The 25,011-nt window shown below is 29.8% G+C and carries 20 protein-coding genes; 17 read left to right on the plus strand and 3 right to left on the minus strand.

Translation table 11 applies throughout. The annotated features are described in order from the left end of the window. Positions 1–132: 132 nt before the first annotated feature. The 8 genes from Q0V24_RS07740 to Q0V24_RS07775 all read left to right on the plus strand — a co-directional run bounded on the left by Q0V24_RS07740 (position 133) and on the right by Q0V24_RS07775 (position 9,521). Positions 133–984, plus strand: coding sequence for a YitT family protein (locus Q0V24_RS07740; protein ID WP_297520127.1), 852 nt, complete (start codon positions 133–135; stop codon positions 982–984). A gap of 139 nt (positions 985–1,123) precedes the next feature. After that, positions 1,124–1,813: a cell division ATP-binding protein FtsE gene (gene ftsE, locus Q0V24_RS07745; RefSeq protein ID WP_297520129.1), complete on the plus strand. Its 690-nt coding sequence runs from the start codon at positions 1,124–1,126 to the stop codon at positions 1,811–1,813. Then, positions 1,800–2,708, plus strand: coding sequence for a permease-like cell division protein FtsX (gene ftsX / locus Q0V24_RS07750; protein ID WP_297520131.1), 909 nt, complete (start codon positions 1,800–1,802; stop codon positions 2,706–2,708). The genes ftsE and ftsX overlap by 14 nt, the downstream gene beginning before the upstream one ends. Before the next feature lie 93 nt (positions 2,709–2,801). Further along, entirely contained in the window at positions 2,802–4,049 is a 1,248-nt protein-coding gene (locus Q0V24_RS07755) for a S41 family peptidase (protein WP_297520133.1), read from the plus strand. A 10-nt stretch (positions 4,050–4,059) separates the two neighbouring features. Then, positions 4,060–5,181 (plus strand): PDZ domain-containing protein, encoded by a 1,122-nt coding sequence (locus Q0V24_RS07760; RefSeq protein ID WP_297520135.1) that lies wholly within the window; start codon positions 4,060–4,062, stop codon positions 5,179–5,181. A 69-nt stretch (positions 5,182–5,250) separates the two neighbouring features. Then, positions 5,251–7,236 (plus strand): excinuclease ABC subunit UvrB, encoded by a 1,986-nt coding sequence (gene uvrB / locus Q0V24_RS07765; protein WP_297520137.1) that lies wholly within the window; start codon positions 5,251–5,253, stop codon positions 7,234–7,236. A 143-nt stretch (positions 7,237–7,379) separates the two neighbouring features. Beyond that, a complete protein-coding gene (locus tag Q0V24_RS07770; protein WP_297520139.1) occupies positions 7,380–8,402 on the plus strand; it encodes a tyrosine-protein phosphatase in 1,023 nt (340 codons plus the stop codon). Between the two features lie 291 nt (positions 8,403–8,693). Continuing rightward, positions 8,694–9,521 (plus strand): M15 family metallopeptidase, encoded by an 828-nt coding sequence (locus Q0V24_RS07775; RefSeq protein ID WP_297520140.1) that lies wholly within the window; start codon positions 8,694–8,696, stop codon positions 9,519–9,521. A 106-nt stretch (positions 9,522–9,627) separates the two neighbouring features. Here Q0V24_RS07775 and Q0V24_RS07780 read toward each other — a convergent pair whose 3' ends face one another. After that, the gene (locus tag Q0V24_RS07780) at positions 9,628–10,605 is read right to left on the minus strand and encodes a diaminopimelate dehydrogenase (protein WP_297520142.1); all 978 of its coding nucleotides are present in this window, start codon (positions 10,603–10,605) and stop codon (positions 9,628–9,630) included. Positions 10,606–10,843: 238 nt separating this feature from the next. Between Q0V24_RS07780 and Q0V24_RS07785 the strand changes: the two genes are divergently transcribed. Further along, complete coding sequence (locus Q0V24_RS07785) at positions 10,844–11,167, plus strand: hypothetical protein (protein ID WP_297520145.1); 324 nt, start codon at positions 10,844–10,846, stop codon at positions 11,165–11,167. 52 nt (positions 11,168–11,219) lie between these two features. On the opposite strand, the gene Q0V24_RS07790 is transcribed toward Q0V24_RS07785, so the two are convergent. Together Q0V24_RS07790 and Q0V24_RS07795 are read right to left on the minus strand one after the other, a co-directional pair. Further along, positions 11,220–12,797 (minus strand): oleate hydratase, encoded by a 1,578-nt coding sequence (locus Q0V24_RS07790; RefSeq protein ID WP_297520147.1) that lies wholly within the window; start codon positions 12,795–12,797, stop codon positions 11,220–11,222. A gap of 277 nt (positions 12,798–13,074) precedes the next feature. Then, entirely contained in the window at positions 13,075–13,803 is a 729-nt protein-coding gene (locus Q0V24_RS07795) for a YbhB/YbcL family Raf kinase inhibitor-like protein (RefSeq protein WP_297520149.1), read from the minus strand. Positions 13,804–14,102: 299 nt separating this feature from the next. On the opposite strand from Q0V24_RS07795, the gene Q0V24_RS07800 reads away from it, so the two are divergent. The 8 genes from Q0V24_RS07800 (at position 14,103) to Q0V24_RS07835 (ending at position 24,965) form a co-directional block, all read left to right on the plus strand. Continuing rightward, positions 14,103–15,230 (plus strand): tyrosine-type recombinase/integrase, encoded by a 1,128-nt coding sequence (locus Q0V24_RS07800; protein WP_297520151.1) that lies wholly within the window; start codon positions 14,103–14,105, stop codon positions 15,228–15,230. 2 nt (positions 15,231–15,232) lie between these two features. After that, complete coding sequence (locus Q0V24_RS07805; RefSeq protein WP_297520153.1) at positions 15,233–17,191, plus strand: tyrosine-type recombinase/integrase; 1,959 nt, start codon at positions 15,233–15,235, stop codon at positions 17,189–17,191. Continuing rightward, positions 17,191–17,565: a DUF6262 family protein gene (locus tag Q0V24_RS07810; RefSeq protein WP_297520155.1), complete on the plus strand. Its 375-nt coding sequence runs from the start codon at positions 17,191–17,193 to the stop codon at positions 17,563–17,565. Before Q0V24_RS07805 ends, Q0V24_RS07810 begins: the two co-directional genes overlap by 1 nt. Before the next feature lie 94 nt (positions 17,566–17,659). Further along, the gene (locus Q0V24_RS07815; RefSeq protein ID WP_297520157.1) at positions 17,660–18,214 is read left to right on the plus strand and encodes a class I SAM-dependent methyltransferase; all 555 of its coding nucleotides are present in this window, start codon (positions 17,660–17,662) and stop codon (positions 18,212–18,214) included. A 238-nt stretch (positions 18,215–18,452) separates the two neighbouring features. Next, positions 18,453–21,278, plus strand: coding sequence for an excinuclease ABC subunit UvrA (gene uvrA / locus Q0V24_RS07820; RefSeq protein WP_297520159.1), 2,826 nt, complete (start codon positions 18,453–18,455; stop codon positions 21,276–21,278). 290 nt (positions 21,279–21,568) lie between these two features. Further along, positions 21,569–22,093, plus strand: coding sequence for an FHA domain-containing protein (locus tag Q0V24_RS07825; RefSeq protein ID WP_297520162.1), 525 nt, complete (start codon positions 21,569–21,571; stop codon positions 22,091–22,093). A gap of 13 nt (positions 22,094–22,106) precedes the next feature. Then, a complete protein-coding gene (locus tag Q0V24_RS07830; RefSeq protein WP_297520164.1) occupies positions 22,107–23,333 on the plus strand; it encodes an FtsW/RodA/SpoVE family cell cycle protein in 1,227 nt (408 codons plus the stop codon). Continuing rightward, entirely contained in the window at positions 23,334–24,965 is a 1,632-nt protein-coding gene (locus tag Q0V24_RS07835; RefSeq protein WP_297520167.1) for a penicillin-binding protein 2, read from the plus strand. Positions 24,966–25,011: the final 46 nt, after the last annotated feature.

The raw sequence follows: 25,011 nt of genomic DNA on the forward strand, positions 1-25,011 counted from the left end.
AATATAAATTATGAATATAGCAGTATGGTTTTGACCATACTGTTATATTTTTTTTAACTAATACAAATTTGTATAAATTTAGGTTATAATACAAAGTGCTTGATGGTATTAATTCAAAGGGGGCGATTAGTTTTGAATAAGGATGTTTTTAAAAGATATCTTTTGATAACTGTCGGAGTTATTCTTTTAGCAGTATCTTTACAGTTTTTCTATTATCCAAATAATATAGCAGCAGGCGGAGTTTCAGGACTTGCTTTAATAATTAATAGTTATACAGGTTTAGCACCTGGCATAGTTATGAATATATGCAATGTTGTATTATTTACAATAGCTTTAATATTTATAGGTAAAGAATTTGCAGCAAGAAGTGTTTACGCAGCATTCGGTACATCAATAGCTTTAAGTATTTTGGAAAAGTTATTTCCCAATGTAGTTATAACTACTGATCCAATATTAGCTGTTATTTTTGGTAGTGCTATAGCAGCATTTGGGATTGCAATGGTATTTAATCAAAATTCATCAACTGGTGGAACTGCGATAGTTGCAAAGCTTTTAAATAAATATTTAAAGTTTAATATTGGAAAGTCATTATTAATGGCAGATTGTGTAGTTGTAGTGCTTGCACTATTTGCATTTGGGGTGGAAAAAGGTTTATATGGGATGCTTTCATGCTTTATGATGGGATTTATGATTGATCGAATAATAGAAGGATTTGATGATTGTAAACAACTTATAATTGTTAGTTCAAAGTATGAGGAATTAAAAGAATTTATATTAAATACAGTAGATAGAGGATGCACAAAGATAAATGGAATTGGTGCATACTCAAATGATGAAGTAAGTATTTTGTATGTAGTGGTGAATAGAAAAGAGTTTATTACATTAAAAAATGAAATTAAAAAAATAGATCCAAAAGCCTTTATAACAGTAAGTGATGTGAAAGAGGTTTTAGGTGAGGGATTTACAAATCTTGTCGAAAAATAATAACAAGTTACTTACAAAAAATTTCAACTTTTTCACAAAAGTATGATATAATATTTGAAGAATGAATGAAAATGTAATAAATTATTAATATTTTGATTATGAAAAATACTATACATGAAAAATTGTTAGGAGTGTTTAGATGATAGAATTTAAAAATGTCTCTAAGATTTACAACAAGAATGTAAAAGCGTTAGTCAATGTTGATTTAGAAATTGAATCAGGTGATTTCGTATTCTTAGTTGGACCAAGTGGAGCAGGAAAATCAACATTTATAAAAATGTTACTTAAAGAAGTAGAGCCAACTGCAGGAACGATAATGATGAGTGGAACAGAGCTTGCAGGCGTAAAAAGAAAAGAAATACCGTATTATAGAAGAAAAATAGGAATGATATTCCAAGATTTTAGACTTATACCTACTTTAAATATTTATGAGAATGTAGCTTTTGCAATGAGAGTTGTTGAGTCATCACCAAAGGAAATAAGAAAAAGAGTTCCTATGGTTCTTTCATTAGTTGGATTATCAAATAAATATAAAATGTTCCCAAATGAGCTATCGGGTGGAGAACAGCAAAGAGTTTCAATAGCTAGAGCTATTGTTAACAATCCACAAGTCCTTATTGCGGACGAGCCTACAGGAAACTTAGATCCAGATACATCAGGTGAAATCATGGCATTAATTGATGACATAAATAAGTCTGGAACTACTGTTATAATGGCTACTCATGCAAAAGATATAGTTGATGATATGAGAAGAAGAGTTATTGCTATTGATAAGGGAGTTATTATAAGAGATGAATTAAAAGGAGGATATGAAGATGAAACTAAATAGTTTTTTCTACTTTATCGCAGATGCCTTTAAAAGTTTAAAAAGAAATTTAACTATCAGTATAGCATCAGCTGCTACAGTTTTAACTACATTAGTAGTTTTAGGTGCATTTTTACTGACTGCTATAAATGTAAATTTAGGTGTTCAAGATGTTCAAAATAAAGTTGAGATTAAAGTTTTCTTAAACAATGATATAACTACAGTACAACAAGAAGCAGTGCAAACAAAAATAAAAGCTATTGCGGGTGTTAAAGCTGTTGCGTATGAAACAAAAGCACAAGCTCTTGTTAACTTTAAAGATCAATTTGCTGATGATAAAGAAATATTAGAGGGTTACAATGAAACAAATAACCCTTTGCCAAACTCATTTATTGTAAAACTTGATCAACCAATAGTAGCAGATACTGTTGAAAAATCTCTTACACCAGATGGGAAGCTAATGGCTGGAGTTAACCAAATAGGTAATGACCAAGAAATGATTCAAACAATTACATCATTTGCAAATACAGTTAAATGGGTGGGATTAATTCTATTTGTGGTTCTTATAGGAGTTTCATTATTCTTAATTATTAATACAATTAAGATTACTGTTTATTCAAGAAGAAGAGAAGTAGGAATTATGAAATTTGTTGGAGCGACAGATTGGTTTATAAGATGGCCTTTTGTTATAGAAGGTATTGTAATAGGACTGGTTGGTTCGATATTATCGGTTGCATTAATATATGGAGTATATTCATGGATATTTAGATCAGCTATTCAAGGTGGCGGATTCTATGCAGCAGAATTTATACATCCATCATATATATTAACTACTATGTCATGGCAGTTTATCGGTGCTGGTATTCTGATTGGGGCAATAGGAAGTGTAATCGCATTAAGAAAGTTCTTAGATGTATAATTTAGGAATATAGTATATAATAAGCTTAAAATACTTACAATTAGAAATAAGTGGAAGTATTTTGGGCTTTTTTATATTTAAGGGGTGAATATTTTGAGAGAAAGAGAAAACAAAGCTAGTTACGAAAGAAGAGGGTATACAAAAAATTGGAAAGTTATTTTAATGGTCATAGGATTTTCAGTGCTTTCTATATTGGTAGGTAATAGACTTACAGCTAAGGGACTTATGCCAATTACATCAAATTTAGATGTACAGGGAAGTTTTAAGGAGATAAAAGATATAGAAAAATATTCTAAATTATTTTCTATAAGAGATCAAATTTATCGTTATTATGATGGTGAAATTAATGATGATAAATTGCTTGAAGGAGCAATTAAAGGTATGTCAATGGGACTTGGAGACCCATATACATATTATATGAATAAGGAAGAGTTTGAAGGGTTTATGGAGCAAAATTCTGGTGAATATATGGGTGTTGGAATCAGAATGGGGACTGCGGATAAGAATCTTTTAGTTGTTGAATCATTAGAAGGTGGTCCTGCTTATGCTGCCGGGATTAAGGCAGGTGACATATTAAAAGCAATAAATGGAACGAGTGTAACTGTTGCTGATATGGAGAAAACAGCTTCAATGCTAAAAGGTAAGAAAAAAGAAAATATTAAACTTACTGTTCAAAGAGATGGTAAGGAGTTAAATATAGACGTAATGAGAGATGTAGTTAAAACTATAAATGTTAAAGGTTATATGATGGATGAAGAAGTTGGTTATATTGCTGTTAAAGCATTTGAAGAAAATGTAGCTAAAGACTTTACTGCAAAGCTCGAAGAACTTCAAAATAAAGGGATGCAAGGCCTTGTTTTAGATCTTAGGGGTAACCCAGGTGGTTATATGAGTGAGTGTGTGGGTCTTGCCTCTAACTTTATAGATAAGGGAGAGCCTATAGTAACAACTATTGATAAATATGGTGAAAAAGAGAAGAATCTTTCTAAAGGTGGCATTGCTAAAGATTTGCCATTAGTAGTTTTAATTGATGGAAATTCTGCATCAGCATCTGAGGTAGTTTCAGGAGCTATAAGAGATTATGGTGTTGGAACTTTAATTGGAGAAACTAGTTTTGGTAAAGGGATAGTACAAATTCCAGTATCACAACCAGATGGAAGTGCGCTTAAGATTACTATTTCAAAGTATTATACTCCTAATGGGGAAAATATTCATGGAACTGGAATTAAGCCAGATATTGAAGTTGAATATCCAGAAGAATTAAAGAATAAACCTTACAATAGAGCAGAAGATCCACAGCTTGAGAAAGCTATGGAAGTAATGAAAGACAAAATTAAGTAGAGGGTATTATATGGGATTTTTATATGAGAGTGCATTAGAGTTTTCACAGATTATTATGAAACCAACATATTTAATAGTTTTAATATTAATGGGGTTTCATCTTCATAATAAAAATAAAAATATAAAAAAAGGTCAAAGGTTATTTATAAAAGGTGAGCCAGAAAGAGCTTTAGAGATGACTATGTCATCTCTAGCTCTAGGGCTAGTCTTTGGGTTTATAATTTTAGTAGTTTTTAAAAGTTTAGTTGGTGATGTAGATTTATCAGATGAACTTATTATAATGTTTATGGTATCTATTTTAGGTAGCAATTTAGGGAGTAGATTTATTTGTTTTGCATATTCAGGTAGTGTGATGTGTTTACTTATTTTAATTTTAGGTAGTATTACAAGCGGTATAGGAGTAGCACAAAATTTAATTAATAAATCAATGGATATTGTTATTTTAGTAGGAATATTACATATTGTAGAATCAATTCTTGTATTTTTTGATGGTGGTAAAGGTATGGTTTATTACTATAGAGATAATGGTAAGGAGATTTGTGGGGGATATAAACTTTCACGAAGATGGATTATACCAATAGTATCATTTTTTACTTATGCAGGTTATAGTTCAATGAGTTATAGTACGCCTAAGAAAGAAAAATTAAAGGGTTCAGCTCTGAAGATAAGCATCTACGGAGTTGGAATAATAATTTTAGCTATGGTTTCAAGAGGAGTATATTTATTAGAAATTATGACTGTTTTTATTATGTTTTTAGGACATGAATTTATTACAGGATATAAATTTAATAAAATAAAGAAAAAAGAAATATTTATATCAGATGATGGTATCAGTGTCTTAGATTCTTTAAAACATGGGAAAGCTAAAAAAGCAGGAATTAACCAAGGGGATAAAATAACTCATGTTAATGGTGTAGCTACTAACGATATTAGTTTTTTAGAGAATGTGATAGATACAAGTAGTGATAAACTTATAGATTTAAAGGTCAAAAAATATAATGGAAAAATAGAGCGATATGAATTAGAATTAGAGAGTATAGATGAATTAAGAATAGTTCTTGTTCCGGCAAAAATTCCCTTTAGCACAGAGCAAGTTCAAAAAGAAAACTTAACTTTTAAGGAAGTATTATAGAAAGTAGAAATATAAAAAAATTTAAAGTCAGCTATATGAAAGTATAGTTGGCTTTTTTAGGAGGAAAAAATGGAAGAATTGAAAATACATTCAAAGTTTAAGCCTATGGGAGATCAACCACAGGCAATTGATAGTTTAGTTGATGGATTGAATAAAGGGTTAAAAGCACAAACTTTACTTGGGGTTACAGGTTCTGGTAAAACATTTACTATGGCAAATATTATAGAAAGAACTCAAAAACCAACATTGATACTAGCTCACAATAAAACTTTAGCAGCACAACTTTGTTCTGAGTTTAGAGAGTTTTTCCCTAACAATATAGTTGAGTATTTTGTGTCATATTATGATTACTATCAGCCAGAAGCATATATTGCACATACAGATACATTTATAGAGAAAGATGCCTCAATCAATGATGAAATAGATAAACTTCGTCACTCAGCTACAGCAGCACTTTTAGAGAGAAGAGATGTTATTATAGTAGCTTCAGTTTCTTGCATATATGGGCTTGGTAATCCAGAGGTGTATAAAAGTCTTACTATATCTTTAAGACCAGGAATGATAAAGGATAGAGATGAAGTTATTAGAAAGCTTATAGATATTCAGTATGAGAGAAACGATATAGACTTTTCTAGGGGAACATTTAGAGTTAGAGGAGATATTTTAGATATTATTCCAGCTAATTCATCAGAAATTGGGATTAGGGTAGAATTCTTTGGGGATGAGGTTGAGAGTATTAAAGAGTTTGAAGTTTTAACTGGTAATATAGTTGCTAATAGAAAGCATATTGCTATAACTCCAGCATCCCACTTTGCAGCATCAGAGGAAACTGTTAAAAGATCTATTGGACAAATAGAATCTGAGCTTGAAGAAAGGTTAAAAGAGCTTAATGCACAGGATAAATTATTAGAAGCTCAAAGACTAAAGCAGAGAACTAATTATGATATTGAGATGATAAGAGAAATGGGATATTGTCAGGGTATAGAAAACTATTCAAGAATACTTGATGGTAGAGCACCAGGCACAGCACCAGAAACTCTTATGGACTATTTTCCAGATGATTTTCTTCTGTTTGTAGATGAAAGTCATGTTACATTACCACAGGTTAGGGCAATGTATGGTGGAGATAGGTCAAGAAAACAAAATTTAGTTGATTATGGTTTTAGAATGCCATCTGCAAAAGATAATAGACCATTAAAGTTTGATGAGTTTGAAGCAAAGGTAAATCAGATAGTTTATGTTAGTGCAACACCTGCTGATTATGAGTTAGACCATTCTGATAATATTGCAGAGCAAATTATTAGACCTACAGGACTTTTAGACCCAGTTATTGAGATTAGAGAGTCAAAGAGTCAGGTTGATGATTTGTATGCAGAGGTTCAAAAGGTAATAGCTAAAGGGTTCAGAACTTTAGTTACAACTCTTACTAAGAGGATGTCAGAAGATTTAACTAAGTATCTTAAAGAACTTGGGATTAAGTGTAGTTATATGCACTCAGATATAGATACAGTTGAAAGAATGAAAATTATAAAAGAACTCAGAATGGGAGCAATTGATGTCCTTATAGGTATTAACCTTTTAAGAGAAGGGCTTGATATTCCAGAGGTTGCTCTTGTAGCTATACTTGATGCTGATAAGGAAGGGTTCTTAAGGTCAGAAACTTCACTTGTGCAAACTATAGGTAGAGCGGCAAGAAACTCAGAGAGCAGGGTTATAATGTATGCAAATCATATAACTAAATCTATGGATAAGGCAATGAAAGAAACTGAGAGAAGAAGAGTAATACAGATGGAATACAATGGGAAACATGGTATTACACCAACTACTGTAACTAAAGCTATTAGAAATATACTTGAAGTTTCAGAAGAGGTTGTTGCAGAAGAAAAAACAGTGTATCAGATTGTAAAAGAAACAGCAGCACAGAAAAATATTTCGATAAAAGATTTGATTATAAAGTATGAGAAAGAGATGAAAGAAGCAGCTAAGAATATGCAGTTTGAGAGAGCAGCAGAGCTTAGAGATTTAGTAATAGATTTAAAGAAAAATATAAAATAAAGAAATAGAGATATATTATTTAGATAGTATATCTCTATTTTTTTATAGAAATTTATTTTGTATTTTGAAATGTTAATGATAATTATGGAAATGATAATAGGTGTAAAGTTAAAGTAAATAATAATTTTGTGAGGTGTTTATTTATGAAAAAATTTATAAATGTATTTTGTTTAAGAACTAATGAGAATTTTAAAATTTGCATAGAAAATCAGGGACAAGAGTATGAATTGTTTTATACAGATAAAGCAGAAATTAATAGTAATTTAAAGAGTCTATTAAAATCAGATAAAGCAGAGTTATATATACAAGACCCAGTACTTGGAAAAAGAACTTATTTTGTAGTTAAAATGAATGGCTATGAAGATGAAATATTTGCAGAAAGAAAAATTCCACTAAAAGGAGCTTGTAACTTTAGAGATTTAGGTGGATTTAGAACAAGTGATGAGAGACGAGTTAAATGGGATAAATTTTATAGATCAGATGCGTTAAATATTTTAACTAATGAAGATATAAAATATTTAGAGGATATGGGGCTTAAGGGGATTTTAGATTATAGAGAAATAGCAGAGGCAGAGCAAGAAAAAGACTTAGTTATAAAAGGAACAGAATATTTTAATATACCAGCAATGAAGGGACTAGAAAAGGAAGAACAAAGTATAAAAGGAAATTTTAATATGGAGTTTTTATTTAAAAATTTAGATAAAATTCCACAACTTAAAGATCCAACTATTTTTATGATTAATTCATATGAGTCTATGGCATTTCAAAATAAAGCATTTAAAAAAATGGTGGAAATTATGGAGAATCAGATTGATATTCCATTTGTTCAACACTGTAAATCAGGTAAGGATAGAACTGGAATTGGGTCAGCACTAATATTATTAATGCTTGGAGTTCCAATGGATAAAGTAAGGGAAGACTATTTAGCAAGTAATGGTTATAGAAAAGAGTATAATGAGATGGTTAAAGCTAAATTTGCAGCATTGCTTACAGATGAAAAAAGTAAAAAAATACTCAGTTTTATGACAGAGGTAAAAAGTGAATACTTTGATGCAATATTTGAATTCATAGCAAAAAAATATCCAACTTTAGAAAAATATTTTGAAAAAGAATATGGATTAACAGATGAAAGAGTAAGTGAGTTAAAAGAGGAATATCTCTACTGATTTAATGGTTTCAAATTAAATATATTTAAGTTTAATGGAGGTGGATTTCACCTCCATTTTTATATTTAGGAATATTTTTAAGGAATTTGTAATAAAGATTTCATATACCCCTTTTGAAAATTAGGAATAATTTGAAAAATAATTATTTTAAGAAAATTTAACTAAATTAGATTTAAAAAGGATTTTATGAATAAATTTGATAATAATGGTAAAAGATTATTGATAATGTGGAAATGATTAGAGAAGGAGGTATAATTAGAAAAGAGAGGTTTATGGAAGAGAGGGAGAATTATGAATTTAAAAGAATACAAAGAAATAAAAATAGGTGGAATAATTATAGCAACATTATTGTTTGTAGTGGGAGTTGCTTATTTTGCTGGAGGTGGGCAGATAATGTCTAATAATGATAATAATATAACTATAAAAGATAATGAGAATTTAAAAGAAGATGAAGATAATAAAGAGCCAATAGAGGATATTTTAGATGAGGAAACAGCGAAAGTATTTTCTACAGTTAGAGAAAATAAAAATGATTTAATTGTTTTATGTAATAAAGAGTTTATGCTTGGTGAAGATTACACACCAGATGATTTAGTTGTTCCAAATGTACTGTTAGCATATGATAAAAGTTTTCAACAAAGTCATTTAAGAGAAGAGGGGGCTAAGGCTTTAGAGGTTATGTTTGCAGAGGCAAAGGATGCAGGTCTTGAAGATTTATATCTTGTAAGTGGATATAGATCATATGATTATCAATATGGTCTTTTTAATACATCAATAAAAAATAGAGGAAAAGAACATACAGAGAAATATATGGCAAAACCTGGTCATAGTGAGCATCAGACAGGGCTTACAGCAGATATTTCAACTCAAAGTATGGGACTTACTTTAGAAGAGAATTTTGAAGATACAAAAGAAGGAGAATGGCTTGCAGCAAATGCACATAAATATGGCTATATTTTAAGATATCCAAAAGATAGAGTAGAAACAACAGGCTATGCTTATGAACCTTGGCATTTTAGATATGTTGGAAAGAGTGTTAGTGAGTATATGTATAAAAATAAGCTAGTATTAGAAGACCTACATGAGAGTGTATATGATGGAACAGATGCAGTAGGTTAATATAAAAAAGGATTGTCTGATTTTCAGACAATCCTTTTTTATAACAGTAGATATATATATATTTATAAAAGAAAGAAACCATGAAAATTCATGGTTTCTAAAAAGATTAAAGAAGTTCTTTTCTAAGTTCAGCTGGTGACTTAGGTGAAAGAAGTCCGTAAGGGATATCAAATACTGTTTTAGCACCTGAAACTCCATCTTTTGATAATTTATAAGTTGCTCTAGCATAAGCTACAAGAACACTTGATGTGAATTCAGGATTACTAGCAAGTTCAAGTGAGAATTCAATTTTTTGCTTAGTACCTTCACTTGTTTCTCCAGTTCTTATAACAAATCCACCATGTGGCATACCTTTATGATTTGATTGTAATTCTTCTTCTGTTATGAAGTTAACTTCTGTATCATAATCTGAGAAGTAGTTAGGCATTTCAATGATTTCTTTTTCTATTTTAACTTTATCAGCATTTTCATTTACAACAACATAGCAAAGTCTGAAGTGTTTATCTCTTGTTTCAAACTTAGGATTCTTACCAGCTCTAACGCTTTCTAAAGCTTCTTCTTTAGGGATTGTGTATTGGATAGCGTTTGTAACACCATCAATTCTTCTAAGAGCATCTGAGTGTCCCTGGCTTACACCTTTACCCCAAAATGTGTAATCTGTACCATTAGGTAATACACAACTAGCTAATAATCTATTTAATGAGAATAAACCTGGATCCCAACCAACTGAGATTAATCCAACTTTATTTGATTCTTTAGCTATTTTGTCCATTATCTCAAAGTACTCAGGAATTTTAGCATGAGTATCGAAACTATCTACAGTGTTAAACATTTCAACAACCATAGGTCCTTGCTTAGGAAGGTCTGTTGCAGAACCACCACAAAGGATCATTACATCAATTTCATTTTTATAGTTAGCTATTGTTGATATATGTAGCATTGGTAAACCATTTGCTTCAACTGAGCTAGCATCTCTTCTTGTGAATATTCCTTTAAGTTCCATATCAGGATTAAGTTTTAAGGCATTAACAACACCTTTACCAAGATTACCGTAACCGATAATTCCTATTTTAATTTTATTCATAGTATAACCCTCCTAGAATTAATATTTAATATCATCATTTTATCACAATGAACATTAAATAATAACCATTATGCATAAAATTTCTTGAAATATTAAAAAATACTGCTTTAATGCAAACTTTTTTTAAATTTTATGAAAAAAAAATAAAAATTTTATTTATGAAAAGGTTTTAAAATGTTTTTGTAGAATATATATATTATAAGAGAATAAAAAAATAAAAATTTTAGGGGGTATTAATTTGGAACAAAGAATTTTCCCGAAAATAAATATTAATAATGAGAGTGAGAAAGAAATAGGAAACTTAGTGTTCACTTATGAAAATTGTAAATATCCAGGTGGAGTTAGAAGAGTTAAGAAGAAGAGTATTAAAAATGTAGAAATAGCAAATAAGCATATAGATTTTACAACACAACTAATAATGGTTCATAGAGATAAAGAGGGACATAAACAAAAGTATATGATTGAAGAAAATTTTGATAAAGAATACAATAAAGAAATAAACCTTAATATATTTGATGTAAGCGATTTCGGTGAAATAGAATTTAATGTAGTGAAATCTTAAAATAAAAAAAGTGCCAAACTTTCTATAGTTTGGCACTTTTTATTTTATAAAATTATTTTATCATTGTTGCAAGTGCACCAAGAAGAATTCTAACATCAAATTCCCCTTTATAAATAGGTGTAACTTCTTTATAATCAAGACCAAGTAATGTATAAACTGCTATTTGAGCTGCTCTTATTGAGTAGTCAACTGTAAATACCGTATCATCTGGAATTTCACAATATTGACCTACAAACGCTAAGTTTTTAGATGATTTTGGAACTACAGATGGTCTATCACCAGGTAATCTTGTTAGAAATTGACTTGTGATAAATGGCATAATACAAGGTTTACATATTACAGAAGCAAGTATTTCATCCATATGATCTTCAAAGCCTAAAAGTCCACAAATTTCTTGCATTACTTCTATACCATTACATTCAGTCATTGGCTTGTCTACAAAATTACCTTTTTTATCAGGATGTAATGCATATCCCCAAGCTACTTGTACATCTTCAGATTGATTCATGAAGTATGGTTGTTTTGGAAGTACAACTGATAAGAACCAGTTTGAATCTTTAAATGTAAATTCAGTACCTATACCACCACAATATTCTCTAACTAGGTCAAAGAATAAAGGAGTTTTAAATGTCATAGTAATAGATTCCCAAAGAGATTCATTTACACGAGTATTGAAAACATCAGGGTGTCCAAAACTATCATCAACCTTAGCTATGTTTTCCCATAGATTCCAAGAACCATCAGAATCTTTAGTATTAATAATTGGAGCTTTTTTGTTATCTCCAACACTAAATCCAGCAGTTATTGAACCAATAGTCACTAGAACTAAATCATCTTCATTAATACTTATATTTTTAATAGTACCAGCTTGGTTATATTTAATACCATTAACAACTTTTTTATTACTTTTAATATCAAAACTTAAATCTAGAACTTCAGTTTCCATAGTAAAATTAACACCTTGATCTTTTAGATAGTTAATAGTTGGTAAAATCATAGAATCATATTGGATATATCTTGAGTGTCTAACTCCAGTCATATCTGTAACATGAGGGAATTCATGCATAAATCTGTGAAGATATCTTTTGAATTCAACAGCACTATGCCATGGTTGGAAAGCAAAAGTTGTTGCCCACATATACCAGAAGTTTGATGTAAAGAAGTCAGGAGTAAAAGAATCACATACTCTTGAGTCTTTAAGTTTAAATTCAGGTTGCATAATCATGTTTGTTAATGCTAATTGATCAGCTTTTGAGAGTTCAAATGAATTCACATCCATTCTTTCTGCATTTTCACCTATAAGTCTTACATTTGATCTATTAAATTTAGTTTCTTTATTAAACTTGTTGAAATCATCTAGAACACTCATAGTTCCATCTAATGAAGGAATTCTTGAGAATAGTTCATAAGTACATTCATATGCTTCTTTATCAAACATTCTAGCACCATGAGCTATAAAGCCATCTTCATTATTACCAGCAGCATCCATGCTTCCACCAAGACATTTAAGTTGTTCAAAAATTGTAATGTTTTCTGCAGGGATATGTCCTTCTTGAATGAAGTAAACAGCACTAGCAAGAGAGGCTATTCCACCACCTACTAAGAAAACTTTTTTATTTGTACATTCCATAATAAAACACTTCCTTTAATAAAATATAATTTTATAAGATGCTTTAATAAGTACTTATGTGCTCATTCTAGCACTTATAAATTTAATAACAAAATAGGTAAAATTATGAAATTTATAAGTGGTTTTAAGTATTTTGTAACTTTAAAAAAAAAAAATGTAATTTTATATAGCGAATATTTATTTTTTTCAACGATTAAATATTTTCTGAATAAAGTTTATATATAATTAAAAAGAAAAAACTCATGAAAAATACATGAGTTTTTTTGCTTTGAAAATTCTATGAAAGTTTAGTTATATCAGCATTGTAAGTTCCGTAAAGAGTGCCTTCGCCAATAATGTGACCATCCATTGCATTATATAAATCATTAAGTCCAAAACCAGGTTTAAGATTTAATGTTGAATCTAAAGCATAAATTTTCATAGTGTATTTGTGAGGGAAGTTTACAGGGACCATACCGCCATAATGGAATGCATTAGCACGAGGTACTTGGAAGCCTTTTAAACCAGCAAGGTTTAAAGGATAGCCGTTAGCATAACTATTTACACCCTGAATCATATCTTTAGCTTGTGCTGTACTTGCATTAGCAGGTAATGAAGTTATTGAACTAGAAATATCTGCTGCAATCCAATGAATCCAAGGGAAGCCCATTATTGGAACTGTATCATAATCAATTATTGTTAATGCATAAGTTTTAACTGAAGATGGAGCACCTGACCAATTTAAAGGAATTGATTCAAGTGGCATAGCATCAAGTTTATCCTTAGATGCAGAGCCATATTGTGGATCAATAATACCATTTTTAATACCGGTTGAAGCAAGATCCATTTTAACTATAGGAATATAATTATTAGGGTTAGAATTTGGGAGTGTATTTGAATTAACTTTAGTAGTGGTAGTAGTGGTTGTAGTAGTTGGCTTGGGTGTTGAACAAGAAATACCTGTTATAGATATTAATGCTACTGCTGATAGCAATAAAGCAATAGAAGTTTTTTTGAATAAATTCATATTGGAGACCTCCTTGAAATTTGATTATGTTAATATTGTTTCCTAAAAAAAACAAAATATTAAACAGATATTTAATAAAATTTAAACACTCGTTAGTTTTGTATTAATAACTAAGTGGTACATTTAGTAGTGAAATATAATTAGGAATATAGTGTAGACTACTAAATAGTATTTATAGTATTTTATATAATAATCTAATAGAGGAATCTAACTTTAATGACTAAATAAATAGTTAGAATAATTTTAGTATTAATAGTAGACAATAAGCTTAAATACTAAGATATTGGAGTGTATATAAGATGGAAGTATCAAAAGTAAAAACAGAAGATGGAAAAGAAAGATATTTTGTTGCAGATGATTTAGGTTTACCGATTAAACCGATATTAAAATTTATTAGGTTTAAAGATAATACCAATCATGCGAGAAATACTTTAAGAATGTATTGTCAGCACTTAAAGTTATACTTTGAGTATTTGCAACAAAGAAATCTTGATTTTCAAGATATAACAATAGATGACTTAGCGTTATTTGTTAATTGGCTTCAAAACCCTTATGAGAGCTTAAAGGTTATACCAAGCACTCATATAGAATCAGCAAGAAGTCCAAGAACTATAAATATTATTATAAATACAGTTTTAGCGTTCTATGATTATATTCTTAGACATGAGGAATATAGCAATAATATATCTGATAGACTTAGAAAGTTTATATCTACTCCGAGTAGAAACTTTAAAGGTTTCTTATATGGAATAGCTCACGATCAGAAAAAAGCTACGAGTAATATATTAAAGCTTAAAGTTCCAAAATCAAAACCTAAAATTTTAAATAAAGATGAAATTACAAGACTAATTATAGCCTGTACTAATCTTAGAGATAAGTTTCTATTATCTCTACTCTATGAAACTGGAATAAGAATAGGTGAAGCACTCTCTCTTTGGATTGAGGATATTGATATAAGTGATATGGTCATTGACCTTAAAGATAGAGGTCAACTTGAAAATAACGCTGAAATCAAAACCGTATCAAGTCCGAGAAGAATAGATATATCTCAAAATCTTGCAGATATATTTATGGAGTATATAGCAGAATATCATACGGAAGATGTTGAAACTAACCATATATTTATCAAAATTAGTGGTGATAACAAGCATAAGGCTATGAGCTATATTGATGTTGATAACTTATTTAGAACATTAAAGAAAAAGACGGATATATACGTTACACCACATATGTTTAGACATAGTTCATTAACTTTGCTTAGAATGGCTGGATGGCAACCTGAGCTTTTAAGAATAAGAGCAGGTCATAAAAATATTTATACTACAATGAATACTTATATACATCCTTCTGATGAAGAAATAACGGAAGAGTTCAATCGAACTCAGCCAAATTTAGATTTAGATATATACAAGGATGGTGAAGAATAAGTATGAAAAATTTACAGAGGATAAATAGCAACCAGCAAAGTAAATATAATGAAATAATTGAGTATCTTAATCAAGATAATGGATATTGGTTAGAAAATGATATTTGGGATTTTACAGAAAAGTTTTTTATAGGCAATAAGATATATAATTCAAGATATATCAATTTTACTTCATTCAAAAATGACATTATTAAAAATGAAGTAAAATATTATATTCTTTTTAGTTTTAAAGAAAAACATCTAACATCAGTATCTATGTTAGAAGCAAGTTACCGATTAAATCCTATGGGAGATTTTTTTGATAAATACTATAAAAACATAAGCACTTTAAATTCTTTAGATGACGATTGCATGATTAAATGGAATAGTTTTTTAATCAAAAATATTGTAAGTTCAGAAGCAAGTTTGCAAGTATGTAAAAGTAAAATGGTATCTCTATTAGATTTTATCAAAGATTTCCATGATGATAGAGAAGAAACTGAAAAAGATACATGGTGTTCAAAGAATATTAAAGGTGTAAAGAAAAGTGCGACATCCGATAGAACAGCAACATCCTTAAATTTTATAGAAATACCATTATATTATAGAGAAGTAGTTAAAAGATATTTCAGGTCTTTTATTACTAAAAAAAGTTGGATGACTTGTTGCAATACACTTAAATATTTAAAATATTTCTTCAATTATTTTTACTCAAATGGATATACAGATAGTTTTATTGAAACTTTAAATAGAAATGATATAGAAAAATACTTATATTATATTAATAACGATAGAAATGGTAAAAATGCGACAGAAAATTCTAAATATATAAGTTTTGTGAGAACCTTTTTAGAATATATACAAATGGCTCAATATGATAAAGCACCAAAGAAAGAAGTATCATTTTTAATATTTCAAGATGATATTCCTAAAAGGGAAAGAGTTCAAGATGAAATGAACAGAACTAAGTTTGTTCCAGAACCTATATTGAAGCAATTAGATAATAATATTATGGATTTAGATAGACCGCAGTTTATACCTGTTTATATTTTACTTCGTGAAACGGGATGGCGTGGCACTGATATATTAAATCTTAGATATGATAATTGTTTAGAAAAAATATGGAATAACAAGGAGCAAACTTATAATTATTATCTTTGTGGTGAAATAACTAAAACAGGTATAGCACAGCTTAAAATACCAATAAGAGATAAAGTTGATGAAATGGTGCAAAAAGCTATTGATAAAGCTAAAAAACTTAGTACAGAAGAGAATAATCATAAGAAGTATTTATTTAACACTCATGAAGGTAAGTTAAAAGGAAAACCATTAAATAAAAGCTCTTTGCTTAATACTCTTAAAAGATTAATAGTTCAAAAAGATATTAGAAATATTAATGGTGAGCTATATCATTTCAGACTTCATTCTTTAAGACATACAAGGGCTAAAGAATATGTAGAACAAGGTATGGGTATAAGTATTATACAACAAATTTTAGGACATCAAAGCCTACAAATGACAGTTCATTATGCAACTGTTTCGGAAAACGTCTTATACGAGAAATGGAAGAATACAGAGGACTTAGAGTTATTTAAGGTTAATACTGAAACTAATGAGCTTATAGAAGTTGATACAACAACAGATAGAGGCGAAGCCTTAGTCAGATATGAGTATGTTAAAAAGAATTTAGATGCAGTTAGAGTTCCATTTGGAGTATGTTTTAAATCATCTAAGTTACCATGTAAACAACAAATGAATCATTGCCTAAATTGTGCAAGTTTCTGTACGACAACCGAAAATATTCCTGAATATGAGGAAGAAATTGAAAAAGTTAAATCTCAAATTCAGATAAGTAAGCGTTGTGGTCGTGACGTTTGGGCAGAAAAAAATGAAATGTATTTAGATACTTTAGAAAAAATGCTTACAAAAGTTAAGGAACAAAAAATTGTTCATAAGAATGGTAAGTCAAGGGAGGAACAATAATGGCTGGAAGTACAAAAGGTTTAAAAGAATATGCAAAAAACAAATCTAAAATGACCATAGAAAAGGTAGATAAGGCTATAAGAGAACTCTCTTTGAATGAACAGAAAATTAACTTTAATAGTGTTTCAGAGCTTAGTGGAGTATCTAAAACATTCCTCTATAACAACGAGGAAATCAAAAGAAGAATCGAGGAGCTTCGTCAGAAGCAAACCAGTAGAAGTATGAACCAAAGAGCTAAATATGATAAAACTTCAAAATCAAAAGATATTATCATTATGGCAAAGGACAAAAAAATTAAAGAATTAGAGTTAGAGAATAAAAAGCTCAAAGAACAATTAAAGGTTCTTCGAGGCAAACTCTATGAACAAATTTAGACTATATTGCTTATATGTAGTCTATGTATAAAATATTATAAATACAGTATTAAGTGGATTAGACCACTTGATATAATTAGGAGTTGTGACATAAATGAATTGCTTTAATAATAAAGAGACAGTAGAGAAGTTTTTAAAGAGACATAAAAATTATGATGGTAGAGTAGCATTAATTTTAAGAAGTTATTTAAAAAAAGGTGCAAGTGTTTTGAACATTGGTTTAAATAATGGTAAGGATTTTGATATTTTAAAACAAACATATGAAGTTGTAGGTGTGGATAATTCAGAAATTTTTATAGATATATATAAAGAAAATAATAAACAAGCACAAATTTATAAGGTTGATGATATTAAACTTGATATAAATAAAAAATTTGATTGTATATTTTCAAATAAGTTAATTAATCAATTTACATTAGAAGAGCTTAAAGAGTCATTAAAAAATCAAGCAAAGTTACTAGACAGTGGTGGGAAAGTATTTCATTTTTTCTGTGATGGTGAAGGGGAAATTCTTTTAGGTGGTGTGATGCTTAATATGTATAATGAAGAAGTATTAAGAGAAGTAATACCAAAAGAGTTTGAAATAATTAAATTTAGTAAGTATTTATTGGATAATAGATTTACATATGTTGTACTTAAGAAAAAATAAGGAAGTTTAAAGATGAAGAAGGATAAGAACTTTTTCATCTTTTTTTATGGAAAAAAATAATATTAATTAAAAATCTGAAAATGACAATTATTTTTAGGTAGGAATATTTCAAAAAAAATTGACACAATTTTAATACAGTTCTAAAATGATAATAACTAACTTTTGTTTTAAATATTGAATACTTAGAATGATAAAGACTGTTTGTCAGTTTTTAAATGTAACATAAGGAGAACTTATCATGAAAGATAAAATTATAGTTAAAGGTGCAAAGGTACATAATCTTAAAAATGTAGATTTAGAAATACCAAGAGATAAACTAGTTGTATTTACAGGGCTTTCAGGTTCAGGAAAATCATCATTAGCATTTGATACGCTATATGCTGAAGGGCAAAGACGATATGTAGAATCACTATCATCATATGCTAGACAGTTTTTAGGACAAATGAATAAACCAGAAGTTGAGTCTATTGAGGGATTATCACCAGCGATATCAATAGATCAAAAAACAACTTCAAGAAATCCAAGATCAACAGTTGGTACAGTTACAGAGATATATGATTATTTAAGACTATTATATGCTAGAGTAGGAAAACCACATTGTCCTAAATGTGGAAAAGAAATAAGTCAGCAATCAATAGACCAAATAGTTGATAAAATATTAGAACTTGATGAAAAAACAAAAATTCAACTTCTAGCACCAATTGTTAGAGGAAGAAAGGGAACTCACGAGAAGGTTCTAGAGAGCATAAAGAAAAATGGATTTGTTAGAGCTAGAATTGATGGGGGAATTTATGATTTAACAGAAGAAGAAATTAATTTGGAAAAGAATAAAAAACATAATATAGAGGCTGTCATAGATAGACTTGTAGTTAAAGAAGGGATTGAAAGAAGACTTTCAGATTCACTAGAAATAGCATTAAAGTTAGCAGAAGGATTAGTTATAGTAAATATAATTGGTGGAGGAGATACTTTATATAGTGAGCATTTTGCTTGTGCAGATTGTGGAATAAGTATAGAAGAACTTGCACCAAGAATGTTTTCATTTAACTCACCTTTTGGAAAATGTGATTATTGTGATGGTCTAGGAACTCTTTTAGAGATTGATGAAAAATTAGTTGTTCCTGATAAAAGTCTATCACTAAAAAATGGAGCTATAAGTAGCTGGGGAGATGGTAGATTTAAAGATGATTCTTGGACATTTGCAATTCTTACAGCACTTATTAAAAAATTTAATTTTACTTTAGAAACTCCATTTGGAGAACTTAGTAAAGAAGTTCAAAATGCTATTCTCTATGGAGTAGATGAAAAGCTAGTTGTTACATATACAAAAGAAGGTGTAACAAAAGATTATAATCATTCTTTTGAAGGTGAAGTAAATAGTTTAAGAAGAAGATATATGGAATCAAATTCAGATTATATTAAGCAAGAAATTGAAAACTATATGAGTGATAATAAATGTCCTAAATGTAGAGGTGCAAGATTAAAACCAGAAAGTCTAGCGGTTACAGTTGGAGATATAAGTATAAATGATTTCACAAAACTTTCAATAAGAGATGAATTAGAGTTTGTAAATGGAATTGATTTTTCAGAAAAGGATAAAATAATTAGTGAGCAGATAATTAAGGAAATTAAATCAAGATTAAGTTTTCTTATTAATGTAGGTTTAGATTATTTAGACCTTGCAAGAACTGCTGGGACACTATCTGGTGGTGAGTCACAAAGAATTAGACTTGCTACGCAAATAGGTTCACAACTTATGGGAGTTCTTTATATTTTAGATGAACCTTCAATTGGATTGCATCAAAGAGATAATGACAAATTAATAGAGACATTACAGGGTCTTAGAGATGTAGGAAATACATTAATAGTTGTAGAGCATGATGAGGATACAATGAAAGCTGCTGATTATATTGTTGATATTGGACCTGGTGCAGGTGAGCATGGTGGGGAAATAATTGCTGCCGGGACATTAGAAGATATAATGGCCAATAAAAATTCGCTTACAGGACAATATTTAACTGGTGAAAAATTTATAGAGTTACCAACTGAGAGAAAAGAAGGTAATGGAAACTTTATCACAGTTAAGGGTGCTAAAGAAAATAATCTTAAGAATATAAGTGTTGATTTCCCACTAGGAATTCTTACAATGGTAACAGGGGTATCTGGTTCAGGGAAAAGTACTCTTGTAAATGAGATTCTTTATAAAGGACTTGCATCAAAGATGAATAAGAGATCAAAACTTATACCAGGAGAATACAAAGAACTAAAAGGGCTTGAATATATTGATAAAATTATAGAAATAGACCAAAGTCCGATAGGAAGAACTCCAAGAAGTAACTCGGCAACTTATACAGGAACTTTTGATGTTATAAGAGATTTATTCTCTCAAACAACAGATGCGAAAATGAAGGGGTATAAGCCTGGAAGATTTTCATTTAATGTAAAAGGTGGTAGATGTGAAGCTTGTAGTGGTGATGGAATTATAAAAATAGAAATGCAATTCCTATCAGATGTTTATGTTCCGTGTGAAATATGTAAAAGTAAGCGATATAATAGAGAGACTTTAGATGTTAAATATAAAGGGAAAAATATTTCAGAAGTTTTAAATTTAACAGTAGAGGATGCTTTAGAATTCTTTGAAAATATTCCGAGAATTCATAAGAAATTACAAACATTAATGGATGTTGGACTTGGTTATATAAAACTTGGGCAACCATCAACACAATTATCAGGTGGTGAAGCTCAAAGAATTAAGCTAGCATTTGAATTATCTAAAAGAAGTACAGGAAAAACATTGTATATTTTAGATGAGCCTACAACTGGTCTTCATATAGATGATGTAAACAAACTTATTAAGATCTTACAACGACTTGTAGAGGGTGGAAATACAGTTGTTGTAATAGAGCATAACTTAGATATGATTAAGTGTGCCGATCATATAATAGACCTTGGTCCAGAAGGTGGAGATAAAGGTGGTACAATTGTAGCAACAGGAACTCCAGAAAAAATTATAATGGTTCCAGAGTCATATACTGGTAAGTATTTAAAAAAATATCTTAAGTAAAATAAAGAAGTTATAAAAGGTGTATCTTCAAATGGGGAATGAAGGATTTATGAAAAAACCAACTATTCGTTTAGGATGTGTGATTGTTTTAGAATGTCAGTAAAATTCGCTATTTAGTAACAGATACACCTTTATTTGCCTTTTTAATTAAAAAAATGGAAAAGAAGTTGTCATTTTATTGATAAATAAATATTAAAGATATAAAGGTGTAATTTTTTTAGTGTATAATCAGTATATAATATAAGACTATTGTAATCAGAGTACAAATAAAAAAATGTAGAGGTGACATTATGGATTTAAATAAGTTAATGGGTTTTGCTTTTAACATATTTTTTGTGATTATGCTTTTACTTATCATATTCTATTCACTTAGAATAATGTCTAAAGATGTAGGCAACAAAGATAAGAAAAAAGAAAATCTGAATAAGGCAGATAAACCTGTAAATAAGGTTAAATCAGAACCTAAAAAGAGGACAGAAAAGCCAGTTGGCAAAATTTCAACAGAAGAAAAAAGCTCATATGGATTAGAAGTTGTATCAACTATGACAGAAGGCAGATTAAAAACTGGAACTGTTATCCCTATGAAAAACATAACAACATTAGGAAGAAAGGAAGAGAATTCTATAATACTCAATGATAAATTTGTATCATCTAATCATGCAAGAATTTACGTTAAAGACAATAATATTATTTTAGAGGACTTAAATAGTACAAATGGAACATTTGTAAATGAACAAAAAGTTGCAGGTAAAATAAGAGTTGGAGTAAATGACAGCATTAGATTAGGAAGTACAGTATTTAAAATTATAGGATAATTGAGGTGGAAGCATGAATACTGTTAAGTATGAAAGAAGACTATTAAGACTTGTATATTTACTTTGCATAGGTTTATTCACAAACTTAGCATTGTTACAAACTCCAGTAGATAAAATGGCATTTGTAATGGCATTTGTAATTATAGTAGTAATAGGCTTTTCACACTATATCATAAGGAAATTCTATCCAGATGGAGATAAGTATATATTCATACTTGCATCCGTCTTGGCAGTAATAGGAATGGCGATATTATATTCTATGAATATAGAAACAGCTGTAAAACAACTAGTTTGGTTCTGTATAGGTATAACAGCCTATATGCTAATAGTTATTATAGTGCCAAAGTTTAGAAATTTTGCAAGATATAAAAATATTTATATGATAGGTACAATTGTATTTATGTCTTTAGCAGAAATATTTGGTACTAATATCAATGGAGCTAAAAACTGGATTAAACTTGGAAGTTTTACATTCCAACCATCAGAGATAGGAAAATTATTTATTATCCTATATCTAGCATCTGTTTTAATGAATTATCAAGCGAAGAAAAAACTGAAAGATGATTTAAAACAACTTGTTGAACCAGGAATTATAGTAGCGCTATCAATAGGATTTATGGTACTTCAGAGTGACCTTGGATCAGCACTATTATTCTTTATATTATCAATAACAATGTTATACATGGCAACTTCAAATAAGAAGTATATAATAGTTGGACTAATATTGTTCATATTGGGAGCTGTAGTAGCAACATTTTTATTCGCCCACGTAAAAGAGAGGGTGGTAATATGGTTAAATGTTTGGGAGTATGCACAAACACAAAGTTATCAAATAGTACAAGGATTCTATTCAATTGCATCAGGTGGACCATTTGGTCAAGGTCTTGGTCAAGGGATAACAGGATTTATCCCGTTTGTTGACACTGACTTTATCTATTCAGCTATTTGTCAAGAATTTGGAATGATATTTTCAATAGGAATGTTATTCTTATACTTCTTAATATTCTATAGAGGGATGAGAGCTGCACTTCGTACTGAAGATAAATTTGCGAGACTTTGTGGAGTAGGATTTAGTACGCTTATAGTAGTACAGGTTCTAGTTATAATAGGTGGGATATTTACAATAATACCTCTTACGGGTATTACACTGCCACTTGTAAGTTATGGTGGAACATCAATGCTTACAATGTTCTTTGCTCTAGGATGCTTACAAAAGATATCAGAGGAGGGAAGTAACTAGATGGCTGATAATAATGAAAATAAAAACACTAATAGAAAAGATAAAGGTGGGTTCTTTGATAAGTTCAAATCGAATAAAAAAGAAACAACACCAGGAAATAAAGATATAAATAATGGTGGAGAAAATAGTGATAAAATACAAAATCCAAGAAAAAACATCAAAGTTATCATGGGAGTTTATTTAGTATTATTATTAGGATTAATAGGATATATAACATATTTCTATTTATTTAAAGCACCAGAAATAAACAAAATGCCAGCAAATGCTATTACTATGACTAAGGCTAGTAAAGTAGTAAGAGGTAGTATTTTGGATGCGGAAAATCAACCAATTGCAAAAAGTGAAAGAGTGGATGCATTTAATCAAAAGAGAATTTATCCTTATGGAGATTTATATTCTGCAGCGATAGGATATGCAAGTACAAGATATGGTACAACAGGTATGGAGTCAATTTATAATACACAATTAACTACATATGATGGATTATCACTTTCAGAGTATATTAAAACTTATGGATTAAAGAAAGCCTTTGCAAATAGAGGTAAGAATCTAGCTCCAGAAAAAGGAAATAGTATTATTACAACTCTTAATACACCACTTCAAAAAGTAGCATGGGAAGCACTTGGAGATAATGAGGGTGCGGTAGTAGCTATGGAGCCTAAAACTGGGGCAATATTAGCTATGGTTTCTAAACCAACATTTGATCCTAATGATTTAGCAGCTGAGATGAAACAGGTTGGAGCTGATGAAGCTATAGGAAAACCTAATAAATCATTACTTAATCAGGCAACTCATGACCCAACAGCACCTGGTTCAGTATTTAAGACTGTAACAATAAGTTCAGCTCTTGAAAATATTCCAGGAATTCAAAATAGAGTATTTGATGATAAAGGAAGTATTAAAATAGGAAATTATACACTTCCAAATGAAAATTTCAGAGCTTTTGGTGAGATATCACTTGCTAGGGCATTATCAGTTTCAAGTAATGTTGTATTTGGTACTATTGGTATGGAACTTGGAAATACAGCGCTTAAAAGTACAGCTGAAGCTTATGGCTTCAATAAAGGAGTTCCTACAAATGGATTCTATACAGGGACTAGTAATTTCCCTACATTACAAACTTATGATAAAGGTTCTATGGCACAAAGTGCTATTGGGCAAGGAGCTACTACAGCAACTCCATTCCAAATGGCATTAGTTGTTTCAACTATAGCTAATGGTGGAGTAATGATGGAACCTACTATGGTTCATCAAATTATAAATAGTAGAGGGGAAGTTGTACAAAATTTCCCACCTAAAGAGTTGAAAAGAGTTATAAGTGCGCAGAATGCGGCTACAATAACAAAAGATATGAGATATGTAACTGAGCAAAGAGAAGGAGAGCCTTCAGGAGTTTGGGACTATATGAACCCAGATTATAAAATTGCTTCAAAAACAGGTACAGCACAAAAAGAAAATGCACAAGGGCAACTACTTGTTGCCGCAAACGCATGGTTTGTATGTTTTGCACCAGCAAACAATCCTAAGATAGCAGTAGCTGTTAAAGTTGTTGATGGTGGAGCAGGTTCAAAAATCGGAGCTAGCATAGCATATAAGTTAGTTAAAAATTACTTAACTCAAGTAGGAGTATAAGTAAAAAAAGTAGGAAAGGCTTCAAATTGGAGCCTTTCTATATTTT

This window comes from uncultured Clostridium sp., assembly GCF_947039605.1.
Taxonomy (GTDB): domain Bacteria; phylum Bacillota; class Clostridia; order Clostridiales; family Clostridiaceae; genus Sarcina.